26 protein-coding genes are annotated in these 24,503 nt (G+C 44.9%); 5 read left to right on the plus strand and 21 right to left on the minus strand.

Going from position 1 to position 24,503, the window contains the following annotated elements; genetic code table 11:
- The first annotated feature begins 92 nt into the window (after positions 1–92).
- Positions 93–437: a ribosome recycling factor family protein gene (locus MSG34_RS04005; protein ID WP_248336346.1), complete on the plus strand. Its 345-nt coding sequence runs from the start codon at positions 93–95 to the stop codon at positions 435–437.
- A gap of 144 nt (positions 438–581) precedes the next feature.
- Here MSG34_RS04005 and MSG34_RS04010 read toward each other — a convergent pair whose 3' ends face one another.
- From MSG34_RS04010 to MSG34_RS04085, 16 genes are all read right to left on the minus strand, one after another.
- Positions 582–821 (minus strand): RNA-binding protein, encoded by a 240-nt coding sequence (locus tag MSG34_RS04010; protein ID WP_017061273.1) that lies wholly within the window; start codon positions 819–821, stop codon positions 582–584.
- A gap of 131 nt (positions 822–952) precedes the next feature.
- Positions 953–1,627: an SDR family NAD(P)-dependent oxidoreductase gene (locus tag MSG34_RS04015; RefSeq protein WP_248336347.1), complete on the minus strand. Its 675-nt coding sequence runs from the start codon at positions 1,625–1,627 to the stop codon at positions 953–955.
- 256 nt (positions 1,628–1,883) lie between these two features.
- Positions 1,884–2,150 carry a hypothetical protein gene (locus tag MSG34_RS04020; protein ID WP_048610083.1) on the minus strand — a complete coding sequence of 89 codons (267 nt, stop codon included), beginning with the start codon at positions 2,148–2,150 and terminating at the stop codon, positions 1,884–1,886.
- Positions 2,151–2,402: 252 nt separating this feature from the next.
- Positions 2,403–2,945 carry a DUF3833 domain-containing protein gene (locus MSG34_RS04025; RefSeq protein ID WP_248336348.1) on the minus strand — a complete coding sequence of 181 codons (543 nt, stop codon included), beginning with the start codon at positions 2,943–2,945 and terminating at the stop codon, positions 2,403–2,405.
- Entirely contained in the window at positions 2,942–3,517 is a 576-nt protein-coding gene (locus MSG34_RS04030) for a chalcone isomerase family protein (protein ID WP_050651211.1), read from the minus strand. The genes MSG34_RS04025 and MSG34_RS04030 overlap by 4 nt, the downstream gene beginning before the upstream one ends.
- A gap of 3 nt (positions 3,518–3,520) precedes the next feature.
- The gene (locus MSG34_RS04035) at positions 3,521–4,042 is read right to left on the minus strand and encodes a DUF2878 domain-containing protein (protein ID WP_017061278.1); all 522 of its coding nucleotides are present in this window, start codon (positions 4,040–4,042) and stop codon (positions 3,521–3,523) included.
- The gene (locus MSG34_RS04040; protein ID WP_048610077.1) at positions 4,020–5,300 is read right to left on the minus strand and encodes a cyclopropane-fatty-acyl-phospholipid synthase family protein; all 1,281 of its coding nucleotides are present in this window, start codon (positions 5,298–5,300) and stop codon (positions 4,020–4,022) included. Before MSG34_RS04040 ends, MSG34_RS04035 begins: the two co-directional genes overlap by 23 nt.
- Before the next feature lie 105 nt (positions 5,301–5,405).
- On the minus strand, positions 5,406–6,212 hold the full coding sequence (locus tag MSG34_RS04045) for a DUF1365 domain-containing protein (protein WP_050653131.1): 807 nt from the start codon (positions 6,210–6,212) through the stop codon (positions 5,406–5,408).
- Positions 6,209–7,480 (minus strand): FAD-dependent oxidoreductase, encoded by a 1,272-nt coding sequence (locus MSG34_RS04050; protein ID WP_248336349.1) that lies wholly within the window; start codon positions 7,478–7,480, stop codon positions 6,209–6,211. The genes MSG34_RS04045 and MSG34_RS04050 overlap by 4 nt, the downstream gene beginning before the upstream one ends.
- A gap of 2 nt (positions 7,481–7,482) precedes the next feature.
- Positions 7,483–8,214 carry an SDR family NAD(P)-dependent oxidoreductase gene (locus MSG34_RS04055; RefSeq protein WP_248336350.1) on the minus strand — a complete coding sequence of 244 codons (732 nt, stop codon included), beginning with the start codon at positions 8,212–8,214 and terminating at the stop codon, positions 7,483–7,485.
- Positions 8,214–8,645, minus strand: a complete 432-nt coding sequence (locus tag MSG34_RS04060) for a nuclear transport factor 2 family protein (protein WP_248336351.1) — start codon at positions 8,643–8,645, stop codon at positions 8,214–8,216. Before MSG34_RS04060 ends, MSG34_RS04055 begins: the two co-directional genes overlap by 1 nt.
- 14 nt (positions 8,646–8,659) lie before the next feature.
- Positions 8,660–10,075 (minus strand): deoxyribodipyrimidine photo-lyase, encoded by a 1,416-nt coding sequence (gene phrB / locus MSG34_RS04065; protein ID WP_248336352.1) that lies wholly within the window; start codon positions 10,073–10,075, stop codon positions 8,660–8,662.
- Positions 10,072–11,019 (minus strand): DUF523 and DUF1722 domain-containing protein, encoded by a 948-nt coding sequence (locus tag MSG34_RS04070; protein ID WP_048614107.1) that lies wholly within the window; start codon positions 11,017–11,019, stop codon positions 10,072–10,074. The genes phrB and MSG34_RS04070 overlap by 4 nt, the downstream gene beginning before the upstream one ends.
- A gap of 143 nt (positions 11,020–11,162) precedes the next feature.
- Positions 11,163–11,843 carry a ChrR family anti-sigma-E factor gene (locus MSG34_RS04075; protein WP_050643595.1) on the minus strand — a complete coding sequence of 227 codons (681 nt, stop codon included), beginning with the start codon at positions 11,841–11,843 and terminating at the stop codon, positions 11,163–11,165.
- Complete coding sequence (locus MSG34_RS04080; protein WP_248336353.1) at positions 11,836–12,483, minus strand: sigma-70 family RNA polymerase sigma factor; 648 nt, start codon at positions 12,481–12,483, stop codon at positions 11,836–11,838. Before MSG34_RS04080 ends, MSG34_RS04075 begins: the two co-directional genes overlap by 8 nt.
- Positions 12,484–12,593: 110 nt before the next feature.
- Complete coding sequence (locus MSG34_RS04085) at positions 12,594–13,214, minus strand: LON peptidase substrate-binding domain-containing protein (RefSeq protein ID WP_248336354.1); 621 nt, start codon at positions 13,212–13,214, stop codon at positions 12,594–12,596.
- Positions 13,215–13,466: 252 nt separating this feature from the next.
- Here MSG34_RS04085 and MSG34_RS04090 point away from each other — a divergent pair, with 252 nt between their 5' ends.
- Entirely contained in the window at positions 13,467–13,853 is a 387-nt protein-coding gene (locus MSG34_RS04090; RefSeq protein ID WP_017070218.1) for a tautomerase family protein, read from the plus strand.
- 113 nt (positions 13,854–13,966) lie between these two features.
- On the opposite strand, the gene MSG34_RS04095 is transcribed toward MSG34_RS04090, so the two are convergent.
- Entirely contained in the window at positions 13,967–14,764 is a 798-nt protein-coding gene (locus MSG34_RS04095) for a DUF4344 domain-containing metallopeptidase (RefSeq protein ID WP_248336355.1), read from the minus strand.
- A 326-nt stretch (positions 14,765–15,090) separates the two neighbouring features.
- Here MSG34_RS04095 and MSG34_RS04100 point away from each other — a divergent pair, with 326 nt between their 5' ends.
- Together MSG34_RS04100 and gltS are read left to right on the plus strand one after the other, a co-directional pair.
- Positions 15,091–15,447 (plus strand): YibL family ribosome-associated protein, encoded by a 357-nt coding sequence (locus MSG34_RS04100; protein ID WP_017060971.1) that lies wholly within the window; start codon positions 15,091–15,093, stop codon positions 15,445–15,447.
- A gap of 316 nt (positions 15,448–15,763) precedes the next feature.
- Positions 15,764–16,990, plus strand: coding sequence for a sodium/glutamate symporter (gltS, locus tag MSG34_RS04105; RefSeq protein ID WP_048610056.1), 1,227 nt, complete (start codon positions 15,764–15,766; stop codon positions 16,988–16,990).
- Positions 16,991–17,191: 201 nt separating this feature from the next.
- On the opposite strand, the gene norW is transcribed toward gltS, so the two are convergent.
- From norW to MSG34_RS04125, 4 genes are all read right to left on the minus strand, one after another.
- Complete coding sequence (gene norW, locus MSG34_RS04110; RefSeq protein WP_248336356.1) at positions 17,192–18,361, minus strand: NADH:flavorubredoxin reductase NorW; 1,170 nt, start codon at positions 18,359–18,361, stop codon at positions 17,192–17,194.
- Position 18,362: 1 nt separating this feature from the next.
- A complete protein-coding gene (norV, locus tag MSG34_RS04115) occupies positions 18,363–19,862 on the minus strand; it encodes an anaerobic nitric oxide reductase flavorubredoxin (RefSeq protein WP_248336357.1) in 1,500 nt (499 codons plus the stop codon).
- Between the two features lie 276 nt (positions 19,863–20,138).
- Positions 20,139–20,795 (minus strand): nitroreductase family protein, encoded by a 657-nt coding sequence (locus MSG34_RS04120; RefSeq protein ID WP_048610277.1) that lies wholly within the window; start codon positions 20,793–20,795, stop codon positions 20,139–20,141.
- A 291-nt stretch (positions 20,796–21,086) separates the two neighbouring features.
- Positions 21,087–21,953: a glycerol kinase gene (locus tag MSG34_RS04125; RefSeq protein ID WP_248336358.1), complete on the minus strand. Its 867-nt coding sequence runs from the start codon at positions 21,951–21,953 to the stop codon at positions 21,087–21,089.
- A 571-nt stretch (positions 21,954–22,524) separates the two neighbouring features.
- On the opposite strand from MSG34_RS04125, the gene MSG34_RS04130 reads away from it, so the two are divergent.
- On the plus strand, positions 22,525–24,417 hold the full coding sequence (locus tag MSG34_RS04130) for a PTS mannitol transporter subunit IICBA (RefSeq protein WP_017072359.1): 1,893 nt from the start codon (positions 22,525–22,527) through the stop codon (positions 24,415–24,417).
- Positions 24,418–24,503: the final 86 nt, after the last annotated feature.

Below are 24,503 nucleotides of genomic sequence, written 5' to 3' on the forward strand. Positions count from 1 at the left end.
ACGTACGGTTTTAATTGAGTGACAGTTAGAAAGTTCTGAGAGATAGGTAGAGAGCTCTTGAATGGCAGGAATAGGTTGGTTAGCAGAGAGTTATGTTTAGCGTCCCATTGAATAGTTTTGTACATCGTGTGAGTGATAAAAGCCAAGTGATGGCGAATGCTGCGGAATGTGGATGTCAGTTGAAACGAGTTCGTCGTTCACGTAATTGGCTGTTGATCGCTCAAGAGCATCAACTCGTTGAATTTAAAACGATGTTAACCCATGAAAAAGACGGTTGGATAGCAATTGCAATCGACAAAGTGCTGCCTAAACCAGTGGTGTGTTTGGCATCTCTGTTGGCCGCTACACCTTCAATGACTGTGGCTCAGCTGGTGATGGAATCTGGATGTTCAATGGCCGAAGCAAGACGTGCTATTGATGAACATGAAGGTCTGTAGGCGTATTCAAATCGTGTGAAAAGAGAATTGCGAGCAGCAAAAAGCCCGTAACGATATTGCGCTGGAAAACGTCATATCGTTACGGGCTTTATCATCTGTGCTGCTGTTAAGCTAAGCCATGCGGCTTATGAAGCATTGACTCGATTAAGAGTTAGCTACTTTTACACGAATCGTGTTTTTGCCAAGCTTTGACAAGTTCAGCTTGTTTAGTGCTGCTTTAGCTTCTTCTTGCTCTGGCATTTCAACAAAAGCAAAGCCTTTTGAGTCGCCAGTTTCTTGGTCTAAAACTAGGCTGCACTCTTTTACTGAGCCAAACTCAGAAAATAGCACACGGATGTCTTGCTCAGATGTAGAGCGCGATAGGTTACGAACTAGAAGTTTCATAATAAACCTTGAATATGAATTTACGCCGAGCATTGTCGCACACTTTCATGCTCACCCTCACAAATAATTACTCTAATCATTTCTTTGGTAACGCGTCGCTCTATTTACCGATTAAGCGAGCTGTTTACCTGCTAGCCGCGGTTTATCGTGATATCTGATACGAATCCATGCTCTGTGCTGGTCAATGCCTGTTGCAGCATCTGAGCGGCTTCTTGCGCGGTCATAAAGCTCGAGGTATCCATGTCTTTACCGCTTGTATTCCAAAACTCGGTCGCCATTCCTCCAGGATAAACCGCCACGATTTTCATCGGGTGACCTTTTAGCTCCAACCTTACCGATTCGATAAAGCCTTTCACGGCCCATTTTGCCGCGCAGTAGGTGGACTCTTCCGCTTTAGCACCTTGTGCCGCCGTCGACATCACCACAGCAATGGTGACCGATTGATCTTTGTAGCGCTGCACAAGCTCGCGAATCAAAAAGATCGAAGACTCGATATTGTTCTTTAGCATGTCGCTGATGGTGGCTGGGTCTTGCTGTTCTATCTTACCGAAGTAGCCACTGCCAGCGCTGTGGATCACCAGCTTCGGCATTTCAGGTAACGCATCCAATAACTCGCTCACTGAGTGAGGGTCACAGAGATCACACGCTTGGCTAATGGTATTCGCAGGTAGGCCTTGCGCCACTTCTGCTAAACGTTGTGCGTTGCGACCTGTAATGGCTACGCGCTGAGCGTCTGTTGCGGCGTTAGCATATTGTTTCGCGAGAGCTGCGCCTAAACCGCTGCTTGATCCGGTAATTAAAATCATACTGTCTTAAATTTGTAGAGTTGATTCGAGATAGTAAGGGGCTAGGCTAAGATTTTCTGAGATCTATGGCTAAAGTTGATCGATAGCCTGGTTGATAGCTTGGGTGATAGGTCGAGCGGTAAGGCTGAGATAAGAGAGTGGGGAAAGTCGTTAAGAATCGACTTGTTTGGTAAGAAATAATACCGCTAAAAAGTAGCAGAACTAACAAGTAAAAGCGCCGGCATAAGAGCCAGCGCTTTTGAGTAATCATAAGTGATTATTTTTCGTCGTCGAACTGTTTGATCGTGAACGCGTCTTCGATTCGGTTAAGCTCTTCTTGTTCTTTCACTCGCTTCTCTTCTTGCAGAGTCGCTCTCGTTTCGTTGAAACGTTTTTTCTCTGACTTAGTCAGGAATTTTACAGCTTTTTTGTTGGTCAGTGCGTAAGCAACTACGTCTTCACCTTTTTCTCTGCGGTCGTTTACGCGTTGTGAGAAACGTTCATTGTCGCGAGCTTTACGCTCCGCTGAGGTCAACTTGCTCATGCTTTAAAGCCTTTTCAATTATTCATGGTAGGGAATCTACGCTTAGCGAAACAAATGGGAACTGCTTAGTGTCAGTCTAGTCCATTTGTATGCTGGTGGCGCATCTTAGCACAGTGGCTTGAGCATGCAGGTATGCTATTCGAGGGATTAAACAAAACAGCCCACAATTTTCGTTGTGGGCTGTTTTGTTACGTACTGTAGTTATCGATGAAGTCATCGATTTAAAACTAAGAATCAGAAGCGGCAGCTAAATCAGATCTTCTCGATGTATAAGATGACCTCTCCGACTTTAAATCCAAATTTGGACATCTCAGTCTTGTTGAACAAGCGCTTGTCGTCCATCAAGAACATCCAATCATCGAGCACCACTTCATAAGTGCTGCCGTCTACTTCAATTTCTAGATCATATTTCCAATACAGCGCTGAACCTTGGGTCTCACCATAAGCGGTTCCAACGACATCGTTGGCGGTGCCCGAATAGGTGTTTTCGCCCGTTTTGAGCAGATTCCAAACGCGAGTAGAGCGCTCGCCATCAGCAAAAGAGAACCACTCTTTTATTTCTCCGTTGTCACCGTCCCAAGTCGCGATCAGTTTGGCATCAAAGCGGCGCAGTAGGTTACCAGAGCGGTCGAGCACCATGCCATAGGCCATGAGCTCGCCATTAAAAAAGGTTTCAAGCTTGAGCTCTGGCGTAGTGTCGACATGGTCTTCTAAACTTGCAGAGCCACAGCCCACTAGCCAAGTGAGTGAAAAAAATACCAGAGCGAATTTTATTATTGCTGTTTTTGGATTCATTTGTTCAAACCTAAAAGTTGTTTACGAAGACCGGGTTCAGAGGTGTTTTCAGATAACCAAATCGCTAGAAAGGCTTCGCCGAATTGTTTGTCTTGAATGGTGCCTATCGGTTGTTCATCGAAATAAAAGCGACTCACGTTATCTTCAGCGACACGAATCGTGAGTGTGCTTCCTTCTTCCACGTTCGGCCACATCGCGTACAAGGGTTTCAACCAACGTTGAATGTTGCTGTTAGAGTAGCCAAGCTTGTTCCACTGATCTTCGGTCGCGTCTACGAGGTCTTTGCTATCGATAGAGCGGTAATACTCAAGCTTCAAAGCTCGTTCAGAGTTGGTTGGCGTCGCGTAGAATTCTGCGGAGTAGAGAGTCCAAAATAGGTAGCTCATTTCACCCTCTCCACGTTTATTTAGATCGTCGACAGCAGAGGCTTTAACGCTTCCAGCAAATAACAGCGCAGCAAAAATTAACGAGAGAGTAATAAAGCTTAGAAGTGTGTTTTTTGCTTGCTGATGAGGGCGAACAATACCTCGCTCAGGTTTGAACGTTTGTGTCGGGTTGCGTGGATAAGCCATAAGTCACCTCGTTATTGCCATTTTAGGTTGTATTAAGTTGGAGTAGGCGGCCACCAGTAAGGGCAACAAAATCCCCCAACTTATTGCAAGGGCAGCAACTACCGATGCATCTGGCCAAGTAGTAAGAAGAGCACCTGCTTTGATGCCTCCCCAATAACTACTAGTACCTGCTACGAACCCTATGACAAACAAGATCACTTTCGAGCATTTTAATAGCCAATTTAGGCTGTGGTTAAAACTGATTAAGAACATGATCCACAGGCAGACAAGCCACACCGGGAACCAAGATTGATTCGCAATTTCAGAGTCGACGGCAAACACGCCGAAGTGCAGTAAGAGGCTATCAAGCAACAGCCCCAATGGTAATAAAATGAGTATCTTCAGATCGCTACTGCGAGTCGGTGATAGAAGGAAGTGAACCACTACAATCAGTGGTGTGACGAACGGGGCTTGCGCGGTAAAGAAGGCACTGCAAACCCAGGTCGCTTGAAACAGTACGAGATTAATAATCCAAAACCGCTTCATCTTTTGCTCCAAAGTAACGAGGTTTTCTTGCGACTACATGGTGAGTGCTGATCACGCGCTCTTTGAATGCGCCTTCACAGTAGCAGAAGTAGAAGATCCACAAGCGCTTAAACTCTTCTGAATAGCCGAGGGACTCTAACTCTTCCCAACTATTTTCAAAGGCGATGTTCCAATCATTCAGTGTTCGAGCGTAGTGCAGGCCAATGTCATCAATTTCTTGAACCACAAGGTCGGTGCTGGTCGCAAGGTGTTGGGTCATTACTGAAACCGAAGGTAGGCAACCGCCGGGGAAGATGTACTTCTGAATAAAGTCGACACCTTTGCGGTATTTGTCGTAACGACTGTCAGCAATAGTAATCGCTTGAATCAGCATCTTGCCTGAGGGCTTAAGTAACGACGAACACTTTTCAAAGAAGGTTTGTAGATATTCATGGCCGACCGCTTCTATCATCTCGATCGAAACCAACTTGTCATACTCACCAGTGAGATTGCGATAATCCTCTTTGAGTAGAGTGATTTTGTCGGTTAAACCAAGTGCTTTTACTCTCTGTTCAGCAAGCGCATGTTGGGCATCTGAAATCGTGGTTGTGGTGACATGGCAACCATAATGCTGCGCCATGAAGATGGCTAAGCCGCCCCAGCCTGTGCCTATCTCGACCACGCTATCTTTCTCAGACAGCTCTAGTCGCTCACAGATGGTTTTCATTTTGTTTTGTTGAGCCTTTGACAAGGTTTCTGCGTCTTCGCTGTAGATAGCGGAAGAGTACTGCATCGAGCTATCTAAGAAGCGCTCATACAGCTCGTTGCCAATGTCGTAGTGGGCGAGAATATTTCGCTTAGAGCCTTGTTCGGTGTTGGCATTCTTGCGACGCAGCAAGAGGTTTTTGATGCGAGAAATCCACTGTGTCTTGTCATCAAGCTCATCTAATTGGGCTTGGTTACGAGCCATGATTTGAATCACACGCGTGAGATTTGGACTGGTCCATTTGCCATCGATATAGGCTTCAGATGCCCCAATGCTGCCGTTGATGACGACATCTCTAAAAAAGGTCGCATCATGAATCACGATTCGACCTTTCAGTTCGGCTTCTCGATCACCAAATACTGAATGCTGGTCGCGCTCAATGATCTCAAGCGTCGCGAATTGAAGGCTCTCTAAAACCTTGAAGATTAAAGCTCGATATTTACAGTTGCTTGAAACAGCAACGGCTTTAGCTTGTTGTTCAATATTGTTGTTTTGTTTGGCAAGCTGTTCCATGTAAACCTCGCTGATAACTCATTCTAATATTTTGTGCCAACTAAGCTGAGTTCTGCTCCTTGGTTGGAGCGAACCCAAGCTTCAATTGAGTTCTTTCGTGGGCGCTTAAGACGTTGAGTCTGGGTGCGCCACAAACGGTACTTTTTTCAGGAATAATTTGAGAGCCTGATAATAAATTCCCATCACGACTTTTATCGTCATCGCCGGAATCTTGAATACCGTTCGTCTAATGTTTGTCTTGGTTACTGACTGTTTCGTCAGAGCCAGTGTCGCATCGAAAAGCTTATCGTCTCGGCGGCTTTCGATGTGAACTAACGTGCGTTTCGCTGGTGGCTTAATTTTCCAAAAATAAGTCATGTTCAAATCCATGAACGGCGAAACGTGAAACTCTTTTTTTACCTTCAACTCTTGGTGCATGTCGATGAGATAGTAGTGTCTTTCTCGCCAAGGTGTGTTACTCACCTCAGCCAACATGTACTTACAATCTCCTTTTTCGTCGTAACAGAAGAAACAGTTGATTGGGCTGAAGTAGATGCCTAAACAGCGGCACTGAGCCAGCATCGTCACACGGTTTGAATCAGACCAAACCCCACCAAGTTGTTGCACTTTGGAAGCTATACGTTGCTTAAGTGATTTTGGTTCATCCGTGGTGACATTTTCTTTTTTTTCAGCGAGATAATCCGATTCGACAAAGCGAATCGGGTTGTACCATCGAGTTCCGAACAGCGCACTGCGCGCTGTGGTTTGGGGCAGTTCATCAAGATCTAACCCCATCATATACAGCTGATAACTGAACTCATGGGTGATGTCGCCAAAGCGGCGATGTCTGACGTTACCCCAATAGATACCGCTGAGCTCTTCACTCTTTTCGGATGCGATCCCCATCTCGGGTGTCAGGGTTTGACTGTTCATAGCGCGGAACTCGTACTCAAATCTAAACCGAAGCGTTTGGTTACATCGAGTGCACTGTGGACACCGTCTTCATGGAAGCCGTTGTACCAGTACGCGCCGGCAAAGTGCGTCTGGTTTTTGCCACAAATCTGCTCACGCTTGTGCTGAGCTTCGACCGTGTTCGAATTAAGTACCGGGTGATGATAAACAAAGCTGCGAATGATTTTTTCAGGGTCGATGGTTTCGCTTTGATTCAAGGTGACACAGAAGGTGTCTTGGCTTTCGATGCCTTGCAGAATGTTCATGTTGTACGTGACACAAGCAGGTCGTTTACTGTCGCCATCCAACATGTAATTCCAGCTTGCCCAAGCCAGTTTTCTATCTGGGAGTAAGCGAGTATCGGTGTGCAGAACGACTTCATTACGGCTGTATGGGATCTCGCCCAGTACCTGTTGCTCTTGTTCTGTTGCATCACCAAGCAGACGTAAGGCTTGGTCTGAGTGGCAAGCAAAGATTACTTCGTCGAAGTCTTGTGTGCTGCCATCTTCAAATTCAATCGTGACGCCTGTTTCTTGGCGAGTCACTTGTTTAATCGATGTATTCAGTGCAACAGGTTTGTTTAAGCGTGAAAGGATGATTTCAACATAAGAACGCGACCCCTTTGGAATCACATACCACTGAGGACGGTTCGCGATATCGAGCAATCCGTGGTTGTAGAAAAACTGGATGAAGAACTTCAGCTCAAACTCTTCCATCTCTTCTAAGCTTGTCGACCAAATCGCCGCGCCCATCGGTAGGATATAGTGCTGACTGAAAAAGTCGGAAAACTGATTATCTCGTAGGAAACTGCCAAGGGTAACGTCTGGTGTGAATTCATTGCTTTCAAACTGAGCCTTACACAGTTTGTTGAACTTGAGAATGTCAGACACTAAAGACCAGAACTGAGGTTTGAAGATGTTACTCCTCTGAGCGAATAACGAATTAATGCTGTGTCCGTTGTATTCAAACTTAGTGGTGGTGTTGTGGACGCTGAAGCTCATCTCAGTCGGTTGCCTTTCGACACCGAGTTGTTCTAGAAGCTGATTGAAATTCGGGTAGGTTCGATCGTTGAATACGATGAAACCTGTATCTATCGAAAACGCCGAGCCTTGATGTTCAATATCAACGGTCGCGGTGTGCCCCCCAACGTAATCATTCTTTTCGAATACTGTTACGTCGTGGTGCTTATCTAATATATGAGCGCAAGTGAGTCCAGAGATACCTGAACCAATAATGGCGATTTTCTTCATTGTTATACCATCCTTGAAGCGAGTTTTTGCCAAACTGGAGTTGGAAGCATTCTTAGTAGCTTCATCAACATGATGAATCGTCTTGGGAAATCGATTTCACTCTTTCCTTGAGCGATACCATTTACGATTCGCTGAGTTGCGGCCTCACTACTAATAATCATAGGCATAGAGAACGTATTTCGCTCGGTTAATGGCGTTTCAACAAAGCCTGGGTGCACAATTGAGACATGAATGTTGTGCGTTGCCAGATCAACCGAAAGTGTTCTGCCTAAGTAGGTGAGGGCTGCCTTTGAAGCGCCATAAGCCTCGGCTCTTGGCAAAGGTAAAAAGCTGGCGCTGGAGCTGACTAAAACCAAACGGCCGCCGGGCTTGATGTTTTTTAACCAGGCTTTAAGGGCGTAGCCAATTGAAATTAGGTTTATGTTGATGACGCGCTCGAAAAGCTCGGCATCAAAATTCACTGGGTCGTCGATGTACTCACAATCACCCGCATTTAGAATCAGCAGGTCGAGCGGCTTGTCTTGGTCGAGTTCTGGGAAGTTGTGGTAATCAGTCAGGTCGAAACAGAGCGGCGTAATGGATGAATGCGCGACGTCTGTCTCGTGCGAATCAACTAAGGCTTGCAGCTTGTCTGAGTTGCGGCCACAAGCAATCACTTGATGCCCTTGCTGAGCGTAATCTTTAGCTAGGGATTGGCCGATACCTGAGGTCGCGCCTGTAATCATAATACGCATTATCGACTCGCTCTCTTTTTGATGGATTTTATCGCACAGCCCAGTACTGGAATGTGTTCATACAACATAGAACCGACGTCGAGGTAGTCTCTGTGGTAAATCACTTGACCGTCGAGCATCTTGAGGTGGCTGTGTCCTTGTACTTCTATTGGCTTTTGCCCATTTAATTGCTTGTGAGCAAACTGCATCGTCCAGTAAACGGAAGCCTCGTCGTTCGCTTCGAAAGTGTGTTCGATATGAAAGTAACAGCTCGTTACCTGTGTGTAGAGGTTCTCGAAGTAGTGCGTAAGCGCCGAAATACCGCTGACATGATGCAGCGGATCTTGGAATTCAATATCAGGGTGATAAACCGTCTTAAGCACGTCGAAATTGTCGGTTCCGAGTTCTCGATACATGTTGAGAAAGTTATCAAGCCATAGAGAGTTATTCATAATATTCACTCTAATTATTTGAAGAAGGCTAAGGCTCTCAATCGTGCTTCTTTATGCTCAACGATGGGTTGCCAGTATTCGCTGTCTATTCCGTTTTTAGCGATAAAGTCATGTGGGAAATGCACATGCTTATCTGGGATATTTTGCAGCTCTGGTATGTACTTACGAATAAAAATTCCTTTTGGATCAAACTTTTCACTCTGAGTGATTGGATTGAAAATTCGGAAGTAAGGTTGAGCATCACAGCCCGTACTTGAAGCCCACTGCCAGCCACCATTGTTGGCACTAAAGTCACCGTCGATAAGGTGTGACATAAAGAAACGTTCGCCCCAACGCCAGTCAATAAGCAGGTGCTTGGTTAGGAAGCTTGCCACCACCATTCTTAGCCTGTTGTGCATCCAGCCCGTTTCAACCAGTTGACGCATTGCTGCATCAACCAATGGATATCCTGTTTTTCCTTCGCACCAAGCTTTGAAGCTAGGATGATCGTGATACCAATCTAAACCATTGTATTTTTGCTGAAAGTTAGCGCCTTTAACCAGTTTAGGATGGTGGAACATCAAATGCTTATAAAAATCTCGCCAAATCAATTCGTTGAGCCAACAAAAGGCCGGTAATTGCGTATCAAATAACAGATCGGGTTGTTGCTGAATCAATTGAATCGCTAACCAACGTGGGCTAACTGCGCCAATTGCTAAATAAGGTGATAGCCCCGATGTTCCTTTAACTGAGGGAATATCTCTCAGACGTGCGTAGTCGTTGACTTTATTGCCTAAGAAATTGGGGATCACATTGCCCAATACATCTTGGCTTAATGGCCAGCGACTTGAATCAACACGAGGAAAGTCGAAATCATAGTCAGCGGAGATGGTTAAGGCTTGTAAGTCGTCAGGAAGCTGTGTTTGTGAACGTTCAGCTGACTCGACAGGAGCTGGACTGCAGATGATGCCTTTCACCTGAACTTCTTTTAACCAAGCGTTCTTAAAGGGCGTAAAGACTTTGAACATCTCGCCTTGTTTGTTGAGAACGCTACCGAGTGTCAACATAACGTCACAATCGCTGATCTTCAGGTTTAAGCCGCTTGAAATTAGCTTTTTATCGCGAGCCTGTTCATCGACCTCTGGCTCAGAGTTAGCGTAGACGCACTTGGCATCAAGCTGTTGGCATAAGTCGATGAGCTGTTTGGATTGGTCGTCAAAGTCGGAAGCTTTCAGGTGAAGCAAAGTCATCCCAAATTCAGCGAGCTGGGATTTGAGTTGTTTTAGGTGACGATAGATGAAATCAGCTTTGATTGGTGCAAGGTGGTGTTGCTGCCATTGTTGTGGGGTTGAAATAAAAACGGCGATAGATACGCCGTTTTCAATTGCTGCGACGAGCGCTGGGTTATCGTGAATCCTCAGGTCTCGTCGTATCCATAAAATGTCGCTCAATATCCGTATCTCAGCTTAAGTTCTTGTGGGTGAGGGTTTAGGTAAACCTGTGATTCCAAGTACTCGTTTGGGTATTCCATTAGGTAGTGATTGATCAGTGTCAGCGGCACTAGCAGTGGAATCACGCCCTCTCTGAAAGAATCTATCTGGTTGGTGAGTTCTTGCTTGTGAGCGCTACTCAGTTGTTTCTTAAAGTAACCTTGCAAGTGATGCAGCGTATTGGCGTGACTGCCTCGATTAGCATGATGCGATAACGCCTTCATCAAACCTTCGATGTATTGAGCCGCCAATTCGTCGATGTCTAGCTCATTACCCGCTAACAGTTTGCCTAAGCTTTTGTAACCCTCAACGTGGTGACACATAACTAAGTACTTGTGAGCGCTGTGGAACTGAATCAGTTTGTGTTTAGTTATGCCTTCATCCACAAGATCGAGCCATTTTTGGTAAGTGAATACTCGAGTCATGAAGTTTTCACGCAAAATGGGATCGTTAAGGCGGCCGTTTTCTTCAACGGGAAGTAAGGGGTTACCGTCCATAATTTGTTGGGTGAACATGCCTACGCCAGTCGATTCAGAGCCGCGACCATGGTGGTGGTAAACCTTCACGCGTTCCATGCCACAGGTTGGGCTTTTTTGACACACAATAAAGCCAGCAATGTGTTGGTTGTTCTTTGAGTAGTTTTGACCGAACTCGATCAGTTCGTTGGTCACATCACCTGAACCATCTGGGCGAGAAACGTGAATGATGTCATCTAACATTCTCGTTTGACGAATGGTTGGGCGAGGAGTTGGAAGGCCGACGCCCATTTCGGGACAAACCGGTTCTAACTCTACGTAATCTGCAAGATCGTCTGTGCAGAAGCGCGAACGTTTGTGTCCAGTATCGAACCGAACTTTATGACCGGCGACACATGCACTGATGCCTATTTTTATTTTTTTATCCATTGGTCAATTCCTTACGATCATTGCTCATCGTTATTCTTATATTATGTGGTTTGTTGCTTATTCCACATTACTTTAGTTCGGTTTTTACTTTTCTACCTAGCCAACTGTGCGAGTCTTGTGACGAGCCCAGTAAATACTTCAATCTAATAAATGTATTTACCTAGTGGGTTGAACAGTTGACTCACGCCTTTAGTGAAGTACAACGCATCACTTGAAACGGTTAAACAGACACAACCTTCTTTTGTTGCCGGTTGATGAGTGTGATTGCCATCCAACCAGATAAAGTCACCTTTGTTGTAAACGCCCATTTCGTCTTCGAAACTGCCTTCTAGAAGAAGCGTGATCTCGAAGCCTTTATGGGTGTGGCAAGGCACTTGTCCATCTTTGTCGATGTGCAACAAGCTGGTGTGGTGTGCTTCGTCAGCAAAATCGAGTCTTGCTCGTGAAATTTTGCCTAGGTTCATCCAGTCCTTTCTCGCTACTGAGTTGAGGGCGCGAGGAATCGTGAACGTGGTGTCTGCAACCGTAACTTGCTGAACCTCTGGAATCACTTCAACTGACTGTGAAGCATCGGCTGTGATTTGCTCTATCGCATCAAAATCAAAGTCCATGTCGTCCATTGAGAAGCTGTCTAGATCTTCATTTGAGAATACTGGCTCTGCGTCAAATGCATTATTTGCCGCTTCAGCGGTGAGTTGCTTAACTTGTTGTTGGCAGTGTTCACACAGCTCTACATGGCTAGAAACAATCAAAGAAACTGAATCAGCCAACGTGCCATCGACGAAGTCTTTCAAGATTGCCGCGTTTGGGTGATGTTTAATCATGGTCTTGTTCCCCCATGTGAACTTTTAATTTGGCTAAAGCGAGTCTCAGACGTGATTTCACCGTTCCAAGTGGGACGCCAAGTTGCTGAGCGAGTTGTTCTTGAGAGAGCTCTTGAAAATAGACACCTTTGACGATGGTTTTCTGAGCGAGAGGCAATTTCTCTATCTGAGTCATTACGTGTCGGCTCATCAAATGATCACCGAATGGCAAATCTTCACTTTGAGATTCGGCTACCATCGCATCGATTGGCCAGATATCGTCGGCTATCGTTTGTTCGGCTTTCGCTTTCACTTTGCGCAACATGTCGAATGCTGCATTACGCATTACCGTGTAGACCCAAGTGGTCGCAGCGCCTTTGTCTTCGTTGTAAAGGTGGGCTTTCTTCCAAACGTTAGTCATCGTGTCTTGAACTAGCTCGTTGGCAGCCGCTTCGCCGCCTAACTTACTAATGCCAAAACGCTTAATCTTAGGAGCGAAGAACTTAAACAAACAGGTGAACGCCTGCTTGTCTCGGTCTGTACCAACCAACACCAACCAGCTCGAGAGCTCTGTCGGTACTTTGTTGTCTGTAGGTACTTTGTTATCGGGAATAATGACATGCTCCTTGCCGTTCCCTGAACTTCTGCTTTCCACTTGCATAGTAACTAACCATCATGCGAATTTGATAGGCACTACGTGAAAGGAGAAAGTCGGGATCACTTTAATTTAAATTAATTTCTACTATACAAAATTATAGTGAAGAAAAGTGCTTATTGCCCCGTAATGATTTGATTCAAAAAAGGAACTAGAGACGGAAAACTGGCTGGCTCAGTAAATTCTGTTTTCTTTTCCAATGGGATAGGCATCATTTCGAGCAATCGCGCACAAATCCATTGTGGGCTCTCGAAATCTGGAGTGGGATAGAGTGTTCTTATCGAATCGTGGTCGCGAAACAACTGAACCAAAAAAGCGGTAAACACGTTAGGCACTTTATATTCATGGGCTGGCCAGTGTGGCAACGAGCTGAACTTACTTTTAATCAGGTCACCATCGTCTCGAAACGACCCATGCAATTGCACCAGCTTTTCGCCTTCGACATCAATTTCTAAGATTTGGTGATCCGACATATTGAAGTCAACGATGCATACCTTTGTTCCCCAAGAGCTGAGGTGACCAAAGTTAGAGTTGTCTTGAGTGGCAATAATGAAACCATCGCCCTGCGCTGCGTGAGCAACCATCGCGAGGTACTTTGGCTCAAAAATGCGCAGTCTTTGTCTGCCTCCTGGTAGAAGGAAGATGGGGAGAGGAAACACTGCGAGCTCTAGAGAAGACTCTACGGGTGTTTCTGGTTCGGCGTCTGTCCGCGTGGTCTTCCTAGGTGAATTCGGCACATAGTACTCCTTAGTTCAGATGTGATTTGAGAAGATATACGCGGGGAGGGTGGTGTTCGATCAATTCGCTTCGGCTTATGTTTGCAAAGGGATAGGTATTTTGTTGCACCTGTTCATAAATTCATTGTTTTTACCTTTTCTCATACGCGTCATTAGGTAATATATGAACAAATAGTAAGCGAATGGGTAGTTGCCAGACGATGCTTCTATCTGACGTTCTTCTATACCTAACATCGCATCAAAGGAATGGTCATGATTGTTATTTATGGTATCAAAGAGTGCTTAAATCCAATTAAGTTGCAGCTCTCCAATGTGTTGCAGCAGTGCTTGAACAGTGAAATGGGTTTACCCGATGACAAGCGAGCACATCGGTTTGTGCCATTGGAACGAGATGACTTCTTTTACCCGGAAGGAAGAACAGAAGCCTATACCGTCATTGAGATAAATATGATGGAAGGTCGAGCGGTAAACACCAAAAAGCGCTTAATTAAGAAGATATTTTCTGAAATAGAAAAGCAGTTAGCTATCTCTCCAATTGATATCGAAATCACCATTAAGGAGCAGCCATCGCACTGCTGGGGATTTCGAGGCATGACCGGCGATGAAGCTCAAGATCTGAAGTATAAAGTGAAGGTCTAGGGTTTAGGCCCCTAACTCCTAATTCTTAACACGTAAGACTTAACCACACCTATCGAGTGACGGCTTTGGAATTTGATTCCAAAGCCGTTTTGTCTCGTTCTCGACACTAACTTTTAAGCATCGTCGCTCTCTTTTAAATACTGATGCCAATTTTCATTGATCACGTCAAAGTGCTCAACGCAGAACTCTTTTCTGTCTTTCAAATAGTCATTTTCCACTTCATCGAGCAAGTTCTTATAGGCATCAGGATCGCTGCCATACACCAAGCATAATGTGGAGAAGTAACGCTGCAGGTCGAAACTGTGCTCGTCGATGTATTCCCCTAGGTCGTAATACTCTGGGCGGTCTTCTGACTCGAAAGCGAACATGTCAGCAGCGCTGATAGCAGCGTCGGCCCCATGCTCTACGTAGTTCAGCAGTAGCACGGTTGCTAGGTTATCAACTGCATCTTCTTCTTTACCCAATATGGCAATGTTCTGATCTTCGATATACGCATGCCCAGCTTCGTGCAGCAGAGTGTGCAACAAGGTATCAATAGCGCCGGTTTGCGCAGATTTCCCATACTCTTTTTCGTATTGGTTCTTCTCAAAGTAATTGAGTGACTCAGCGTAAAAACTGTAAGGGATCAGCACTTGATGGGTTTGTGGATCGTAGAGTGGTCCTTCTTCCCCGCCATATTGAATGGTTAATGGCTTCTCAAACATGAACAGTTGGTTTGATAGGTCGACCACGGTGTCATTAACGCCACTGCTTTGAATCTCTCGTTTGAGCTGCTCTTCTTCGGTATTTTGCGGTGTAGAGTACTCGACGATTAGGTTACTTTGGGTGGTTTGTTCACTAGATGCATAAGTTGTGGCAAACATTGCACTCAGGGCTAAGCTGCAGGTCAATGTTCGTTTCAATAATGTCATCGGCTATCCTTGTGATTACGTGGTGAATCAGAGTCGTGCTGGGGGTAACAACTCCAAGCTGCGTACCCTGATTTAGTTATTGCGTTAGAGTATAAGTTTAGACGGAATTTTGATGCATCGAGGACTGCAATTTTTGATGTAGGCGCTATCCTATCAAGGAATAATCCGCCTAGAGGTTCGCCACAAAGAATAGGTGAGCTGAATGAGCGGTGTCGATGTGATTCGTTTCTGTTGGTAATTAACAGATAAATTTCGGTTCAACAGAACCCTTGTGCTATACTCCGCGCCCCAATCCGAATTGGCTTGTTTAATCTTAGGAAATTATTATGAGTGTTAAAAACGAACTTCAACAAATTAACAACCGTCTAGACAAGTGTCGCCACAAGTTAGATGCTGCTAAAACTCGTAATGATCGTCCTGTTGTTCGTCAGTTCGAGGAAGAGATTAAGAAGCTAACTAAGAAAATTGCCCAGCTTAAACACAAAGAAAGCTACGATGTGAACCAAGAGCGTAAGTCTCTGGTTGATATGCCATTTAGCCGTGAGATCACTAAGGCTGAGCAAGCGGATATGGGTAAACTTAAAAAGTCTGTTAAAGGACTCGTAATTGTTCACCCAATGACGAAGATCGGTAAAGAACTTCGTATTGAGGTTATGACTGGTTACGCACCGAAAAAATTCTAATTACCAGCGATGGTGATGAAAGAGGAGCTAGAAATAGCTCCTTTTTGCTTTTTTAGGTATTAAGAAAGCAGAGTCAGCGGCATAGATACTCACGCCGTTTTCAACTTTTAGGAGGTGATTGTTGTCACAAATCCTTTTATCTCCTATAAAAGTTAACGTGCTACTAACATGGCACTAAGCGATCGCAGTAATGTGTTCGCTTTTCGAATCCACACTTTCTCTCCAGTTTGTATAAATATAGGTAGAGCAGCACAAATAATTACAGATAAAACTAGACTCATTAGGGAAGATGAGAACGTAAAAAAATAGAGGTTATATGAATCAATTAATTTCAATTGGACCATTAGAATCCTTCCTAATCGCGATTAGTGTTTTGTTTCTAGGTCATTTCGTCAATGCAAAGCTTCCGATTCTCAAAAAGTACAACATTCCAGAGCCCATTGTCGGCGGCTTGATTGTCGCTTTTGCTATTACAGCCCTGCACTTTAACGGCCTTGATCTTGAGTTTTCTTTGCCCCTGCAGAACACTTTTATGTTGATGTTCTTTGCAACGGTCGGTCTTGCGGCGAACTACACGCAGCTGATAAAAGGTGGTGCTAAGGTATTCCTATTCTTAGGGGTAGCGTCGGTTTACATCATTATCCAAAACGGTGTAGGCGTAACCTTAGCAACGGCACTAGGCCTTGAACCCTTGATGGGTTTGATTGCTGGCTCTATCACGCTTTCGGGTGGTCACGGTACAGGCGCGGCTTGGTCTCAAACCTTTGCAGACACGTTTGGCATTGCAAATACGCTAGAAATCGCAATGGCTTCAGCGACCTTTGGTTTGATCATCGGTGGTATTATCGGTAGCCCAGTGGCGCAAAAGCTGATTGATAAAAACCAGCTTGAATCTGAGTACGGCACTGGCACGCAAACGCACGAGCGCTTCCCTGAACTTGTTACTTACAACGAGTATGAAGAAGACAAAGTGACGGCGAAGAAGGTGATTGAAGTGTTGTTCATCCTTCTTATCTGTATCACGGGTGCGAAGTACCTAGAGCAGTGGGTGGCGACTTTTGAAATTTCTTGGTTGATGATTCCTGACTTCGTTTACGCGTTGTTTATCGGTGTGTTCATCACTAACGTGTTTGAAGTGACTAAGCTGCATAAGACTGACAGCGAAACGGTCGATATTCTTGGTACGGTGTCATTGTCACTGTTCCTAGCAATGGCGCTAATGAGCCTTAAGCTTTGGAACATCTTTGATCTTGCGATTCCGTTCTTGGCTATTCTTGCGGTTCAGGCGGTGGTGTTAGGTATCTTCTCTTACTTTGTGACGTTCAAAGTAATGGGTTCTAACTACGACGCAGCGGTTATGGCGGGTGGTCACTGTGGTTTCGGCCTAGGTGCAACACCAACGGCAGTAATGAACATGGGCTCTTTGGTGAATCGATACGGTCCATCGCCACAAGCCTTCATGGTTGTGCCAATTGTTGGTGCCTTCTTTATCGATATCGTTAACCTGATTATCCTTCAAGGTTACATCTCGTTTATAGGTTAATGTTCGCCTTTGCTTAAGTGCGATAAGCTCATCGCACTAAGATGAATACAAGAAAGCCAGCCTGTTGACTGGCTTTTTTATTGCTTGCTTATACTCGAGTTGCTCTAGTATAAGCATCAAATTTTCCCGAATTTGATGTGCATTTTTGTGTTGAATACAGCCGAACTATGTAATGAGTCGACTGCTTTTACACCTTTGTACTTATGATGGTGAACTTATTTGCAACTCCTTTAGTAAAGGAAATGCAGCCTTGATGTGCTCTCCCGTGACAATGAATCCAACCAACTGGTTATCTTCATTGAAGCCTTTGGCGACAATGCCTTTAGGATCGAATCGAGTTTCCCAGCTCTGAGCTGTGTGAATATCGCGCCCTGCCAGCTGAATAGGGTAACTCGGTGTTTTCACCTTGGTGATCATATGAGGCAAGCTGAGCTTTGCATCGCCCACTTTGATCTCTCCTTTATCCATAGTCAGCTGCTTCGCCAACACGTTTGCCGACAAGATTGCTGGCTGTAAGTAGGCCATCACACGACCTTCAATTTCAGCGCAATCACCAATCGCATACACATTGTTGGCGCTGGTTTTCAGGGTGTCATTGACCACAATGCCTCTGTTGACCTCTATTCCCGCTTGCGTGGCTAAAGCCGTATTTGGCCTTAATCCTGCTGCGGCAATAACGATATCTGCTCGTATTAATCGAGAGGCGGTAGTTTGTAGCCTGACTCCATCGTGGAGGTAAGTCGCTCGACAAATCGCCGAGTCGGTTTCGACGGTAACCCCTGCTTTTGTCAGCTCCCTTTCCAACTCAAGTGAAACGAAAGGCGGCACAAGGCTGTTCAATAGATAACTTGCGGGTTCGATAATCGTGACATCTTTGCCCGCAGTTTGAAGGTCGAATGCAAGCTCGACCCCAATCAAGCCTCCACCAATCACAGTGATACGTTGTGCGTCATCAACCTGAGCCTTGTGTTTTTCGAACTCTTCCAAGCTATTGAGAGTAATGGTCGCGCTGCGTTTAAGCCCTTCCGCTGGTGGTATGAAGGGCGTTGCGCCAGTCGCTAATACCAACTTCGAATAGTGAATAATTTGCCCGTCAACATGAACACACTGCTGCTTAGTATCGATTTCACTGACGAAAGCCTTGGTTTTGATGACTACGTTGTACTGCTCAGCCAATTGCTGAGCGTTATTAACGGCTAACGACTGTGGTGTTTGAGCCTGGCTGAATACGTGTGAAAGATTCGGCTTACTGTACTCAACCCCTGCATCTGCCGTGATCATGGTAATCGCGACATCTTGGTCAATTTTACGTACCATCTTTATGGTTTGTAGGGCGGCGAAACCACCGCCCACAATCACAATGTTCGACATGTTACTTCTCCACAAACACTTCTTTACCTAAATGGCATTCAGGGCAAAGGAAATCATCTGGCACTTGTGCCCAAGGTGTTCCCGGTTCAACGCCTTGGTAGGGTTCACCTAACTGTGGGTCGTACACCCATTCACACACAGTACAGCGCCAGCAAGTGCAATCTGCGCTATGTACAGGCTTATCTTGCGCTTCTTCTGACTTCTGCTCTGTCGTGTCTTTTAGCTCTGTTGGGGTGCTTGTCGGTGCTGATTCAATACGTTGAACGTTGCGCTCAACTTGTTTAGGCTCACTAACCTCGTCCGCATCGGTGCGCCAAACCTCGGCCAGTGTCATCCCGTAGTCAATACATTGACGAAGTGCGTCTGTATCTGGTTTCCAGTGGATGTGCTGAGGTGCGCTCACCTCGAAGTTGGCTTCACGTAAGCGAGCATCGATGCGTTTTACTGCGCCGCCAGTCCAACCTGAAGAGCCAAATGCTGCGGCTCTTTTTCCTGCAAAGCGCAGGCCGTGTATTTCTTCAAGTAGCGCGGCGATTTGCGGCATCATCACGTTGTTCATGGTCGATGACCCAACAAGCACACCCTTTGAGCGGAAGACATTGGCAAGGATGTCATTCTTGTCGTGCTTAGAAATATTGAACACCTTGATTGCCGTTTCTGGGCTGCCTTTGCGGATACCCTTCGCGATAGCATCAGCCATCATGCGAGTGTTGTTGGACATGGTGTCGTAGACAATCGTGATGCGATCTTCTTTGTAGGCTTTCGACCACTCGTAATATTGCTCAACGATTTGAGTCGCATTGTCACGCCAAATACAACCGTGAGAGGTTGCGATAACATCGATCGGCACGCCTAAGCTCAGCACTTCTTCAATCTTTGCTTTAACCAGCGGCGCAAACGGCGTCAGGATATTCGAGAAGTAACGCAGACACTGTTCATGTAGTTCAACTTGGTCTAGCTGGTCATTGAATAGATTTTCGTCGCAGTAGTGTTGGCCGAAAGCGTCGTTACTAAACAGGATTTCATCACCAGTTAGGTAAGTTGCCATTGAGTCTGGCCAGTGCAGCATTTTCATCTCAACGAAGATAAGTTGCTTGCCGTTACCGACATCAAGAGTGTCACCGGTTTTGACGGTTCTGAAATTCCAGTCTGGTTGGTGGTGATGACCAACAATGGAGGTCACTCCAGCTTCAGTACAATAAACCGGCGTGTTCGGAATTTTAGCAAGCAGCGCAGAGAGCGCGCCTGAGTGGTCTTCTTCGGCGTGCTGGCAAATGATGTAGTCGATCTCGTTGATATCGATTTCCATCTCTAGGTTTGCAAGGAATTGCTCAGTAAAGCGATGATCGACAGTATCGACAAGCACTGTCTTCTCTTCACGGATCAGGTACGAGTTATAGCTCGTACCTTTGTTCATGTGGTATTCCTTACCGTGGAAATGCTCGGTTTCCCAATCGTGGACGCCGACCCAATGAACATTTGATTTAACGTGAATAGTCATAATGATAATACCTTATTGAAATATCTAAGGCTCTCATTGCACTAGTCGTGCCACATTTTTAAATTGTTGTTTTAATTGTGTTTGTTTGCTTTTTGAGCTCTAATTTGTGTCTTTATGACTTGTTGGTTTTTGTAATCATATTGAATTTAATGTGTCTTTATGACTTTTTGGTGGGTAGTGGCTTGGATAAATAACAGATATAAAAAAGGCCAGCGAGCGTCTGGCCAAATAAAGCAGTGCGATTTGTTTGTGTCAGCTATTACAGATCAGTGTCTATTACAGCGTAGTAATGACTTCATCAAGAGCTAGGCGCGCTTTTGGTTTGCCGTAGTTGTAGTCTTCGCCGTCTTTGTGGTAGCCGATAGCTAGCGCTACATCAACAATGTGACCTTCTAGTTCGTCAGCAAACTCTTCGCTGATCATAGCTGCATCTACACCTTCCATAGGTGTTGAAGCGATACCTAGGCGAGCTAGTGTGTGCAGTGTGTTACCTAGTGCGATGTAAACTTGAGACTTAGTCCAGTTACCGTTGAAACCTGTTTCGTCTGTGTTCATTTCTGCGAATGCGTAAGCACCTAAGAATTGCTCGTACATTTCAGCTGGTAGGTGACCAGAGCTTACTTCTGTATCAGCACGCTTCGCGAATTTCTCTTTAGTGTACTTAGGATCGTGAGCAAACAGGATCGTGTGTGACGCTTCTTTCGCATGTGGTTGGTTAAACTGGAACATGTTTTCGAAAGTATTGTGGAAGCGTTGTTTTGCTGCGTCACTCTCAATGATGATGAATTTCCAAGGCTGAGAGTTGATAGAAGAAGCTGACAAGCGAAGTGCTTCTTTGATTACTTCCATGTCTTCCGCAGAGATGCGTTTTTCTGCATCGTATTTTTTAGCTGTGTAACGAGTGTTTAGATCAGTAATGATTGGATGAGTCATGTTGAATCCTAATATCTATCAATAATAAATGTTGTAGGGTTTTATGTTCAGTCACGTCAACAATAAACGGATAACGAATTTAAACGAATCTCTATAGATTGAACGTCTAAATAGTTATCGAACATGCCCCAATAAATCGAGTATCTGCGGTAGCTCAAGTCGATGGGTGTAAGATAATAGAAGAATGACTCGGGAAAAATAGCGAACATATCAAATCACTATGGTTAATAATGTCCATAATGATTCGATAAATGTGATCTTAATGGAGGTGGAATCTCTAGATTCAGTAGCTTAGTAAGCCTTGATACCATATTGGCGCAATAATGGCGGAAGTACGCTGTCTAGGTTGGGGATATCTTCTGGCGTAATTTCGATTAAACCAAAACCATGATCTTCATAGATTTTTCTCGTCGCTTCACGTTTATCTTCGGCGATTGGCGCAGAATCGGTTCCCCAGAACTGGATGTATACTTTGCCACTTGGTAGATAAAAATCGCTGATCACTTCTTTTGATATTGGTAGCGGACGCTCGTACGCATGAACCACTCCTGCCATATAAAGCCAGTTATCGATGATCAGTTCTCCCTTTGAACGAACATAATGCCCATCTAAGCTTCGGTGCTTCGCCTCAAATTTCTGACGAAAACTGGAGAATGACACATCGGTCGAGTGGCTTTCAGCATCATGCCCTAGGAATTCAACAACAGACTGCTTCAAACGTTTATTGCGAACCAGTGAGTCGTGCCATACCACGAATAAGTTTTGAGTCGCTTTATCTTCTCTTTGTTCACCACCGGCTTTTAAGCCTGTAGAGGTGACATGCCAACCGTCTTCTTCTTTTGTTATCCAACCAAGTTCATTGAGCAATAAGTTGATCTTCTTTGCGCTAAGTTGAAAAGCACTACCCAGTTGAGTCGCAGTTAGTGTTTTTCCTGAGAATGAGTCCAAATCGATAAGTAGTTTCTCTGGCCAGACAATAAAGACACCAAACTTCTTGTGTTCGACATATTCCCCACCAAAGCTTTCTCCCCGTTCTGTGAGAATCCAACGCTCTTGTGAACGCACTATATAGCCCGCTGTTTTTAGATCGCTAAATAAAGCTTTAGCTTCTATGCCTTTTTGTTTAGCGAGTGCGGATGTGGAAATTTTGTCTGACATAGTCTTTTCTCAAATAGCGGAGTCATCAGCTGATGGGTGTTGGAGATATATATGATGCGATAGCGTTGGTAAATACCATATCACATCTATCAATACTAACTGCAGTTCAGTGGTCTATGTTTTTAGTAGAGCGTTAGGTCTCGTTTTGTATTTTTAGCAAAATGTAGCTCAATCTGTAATTAAATTACATTTATAGTGATTTTACTCATCTCGCTGCATATTTTATATACGTGACACGATGTTCTTTTATACGGTTTATATAGATCTTAGATGCTATATTTTACTAAGTGTGATTTTGATCACTATTTATTTTTAAGTATTACAAAATAAAATGTGATCCCGATCGTGTGTTAATGATATCCATTCTCATTAATTTGGCTTTGTAATTTAAATTCATGGTGTTTTTGTGATCTAAGGTGTGCTTGTTAACCCGAAAGTGTTTTTCGTGTGTGATAGCTGTCACGAAAGTTGGGCTAGGGTGCATTTTGGAAATGTTGTGATACATTTTAATCGACTTTTGAGTACACACTTTCGGTCATTTGACCAACCAATACACTACGGGGTTCTACCTATGTTATCACCAGAAGCAAAGATTAAGGTTCAAAACTTTGGTCGTTTCTTATCCAATATGGTAATGCCAAACATCGGCGCATTTATTGCGTGGGGTTTCATTACTGCACTATTCATCCCAACGGGTTGGTGGCCTAACGAAACGTTAGCATCAATGGTTGGTCCTATGATTACATACCTACTGCCACTATTGATTGGTTACACCGGTGGTAAAATGGTTGGTGGTGACCGCGGTGCGGTAGTGGGCGCTATCACAACAATGGGTGTTATCGTTGGTACTGATATCCCAATGTTCATGGGTGCAATGATTGTAGGTCCACTAGGTGGTATCGCAATTAAGAAATTCGATGAAGCTGTTCACGGTAAAGTGAAGAGTGGTTTCGAAATGCTAGTGAACAACTTCTCTGCGGGTATCATCGGCATGATCTGTGCGATCATCGCGTTCATCGTGATTGGTCCTGCGGTTAAGATTCTGTCTGGCGGACTTGCGGCTGGCGTAAACGCAATGGTAGAAGCGGGTGCACTACCTCTAGCATCTATTTTTGTTGAACCTGCGAAAATTCTATTCCTAAATAACGCAATCAACCACGGTATCTTCTCTCCACTAGGTATCCAGCAATCTGAAGAGATGGGTCGCTCTATCTTCTTCCTAATCGAAGCAAACCCAGGTCCTGGTTTTGGTCTTCTACTTGCTTACATGGTGTTTGGTAAAGGTAGCGCGAAGCAATCTGCTGCTGGTGCATCTATCATCCACTTCCTAGGTGGTATCCACGAAATTTACTTCCCTTACGTACTAATGAACCCACGTCTAATTCTTGCGGTAATCGCAGGTGGTATGGCGGGTGTATTCACTAACGTAATGTTCGATTCTGGCCTTATCTCTCCAGCATCACCAGGCTCTATCTTCGCAATCTTACTGATGACGCCAAAAGGCTCTTACATCGGTGTTGTCTTGTCAGTTATCGCAGCAACAGCAGTATCTTTCTTAGTGGCTTCAATTCTGCTTAAAACTTCAGCTCAAGATGACGACGAAGACTCTCTAGAAAAAGCTTCTGCACAAATGAAAGACATGAAAGCGTCTTCTAAAGGTGCAGCAGCAGAAGCAAACGTAAACCTAGCGGATGTAAAAGCAGTTTATGTAGCGTGTGATGCGGGTATGGGTTCAAGTGCAATGGGTGCAGGTCTACTACGTAAGAAAGTAGCAACAGCTGGCCTAGACATTGAAGTAACCAACTACGCAATCAACAACCTACCGGCTGATTCGCAAATCGTTATTACGCATAAAGACCTAACAGACCGTGCTCGTAGCACTGTGCCAGGTGCGATGCATATGTCTCTAAGCAACTTCCTAGACGGCGGCGTATACGACCAACTAGTTGCTGAGCTTGTCGATGCTCAAAGTGGCGAAGCGAAAGTAGAAGCTCCGGCTCCTGCAGCAGCTCCAGCGCAAGAAGGCAACAAGCTTGCACTCACTGACGACAGCATCTTCCTTGGCCTTAAAGCGACTCAAAAAGAAGACGCAATCAAGTTTGCTGGCGAACAATTAGTAAAACTTGGCAACGTATCACCAGAATATGTAGATGGCATGTTTGCTCGTGAAGAGCTTGTGTCTACTTACCTAGGTGAGTCTATCGCAGTACCACACGGCACAATCGAAGCGAAACAGTACGTACAAAAAACCGGCATCGTTTTCTGTCAGTACCCTGAAGGTATTCAATGGGGCGAAGATGAAGATGATATCGCGAAGATGGTTATCGGTATTGCCGCACAAGGCGATGAGCACAACATGGTGCTGATGGCTATTACCAATTCACTCGATGATGAAGAAGCTGTGGAATGCCTACAGAACACAACAAACCCTGCTGATGTTCTACGTATTCTCAACGGAAACTAAAAAGCTCTAGTCAAGCTCCTGAGTGAAGGAGGCCGGTATCCCCCTACTGGCCTCATTTTCGGTCTTAATCTTTCTAACAAGATTCA

The sequence above is a fragment of the Vibrio sp. 1CM2L genome, from assembly GCF_023161695.1.
Classification (GTDB): domain Bacteria; phylum Pseudomonadota; class Gammaproteobacteria; order Enterobacterales; family Vibrionaceae; genus Vibrio; species Vibrio coralliirubri.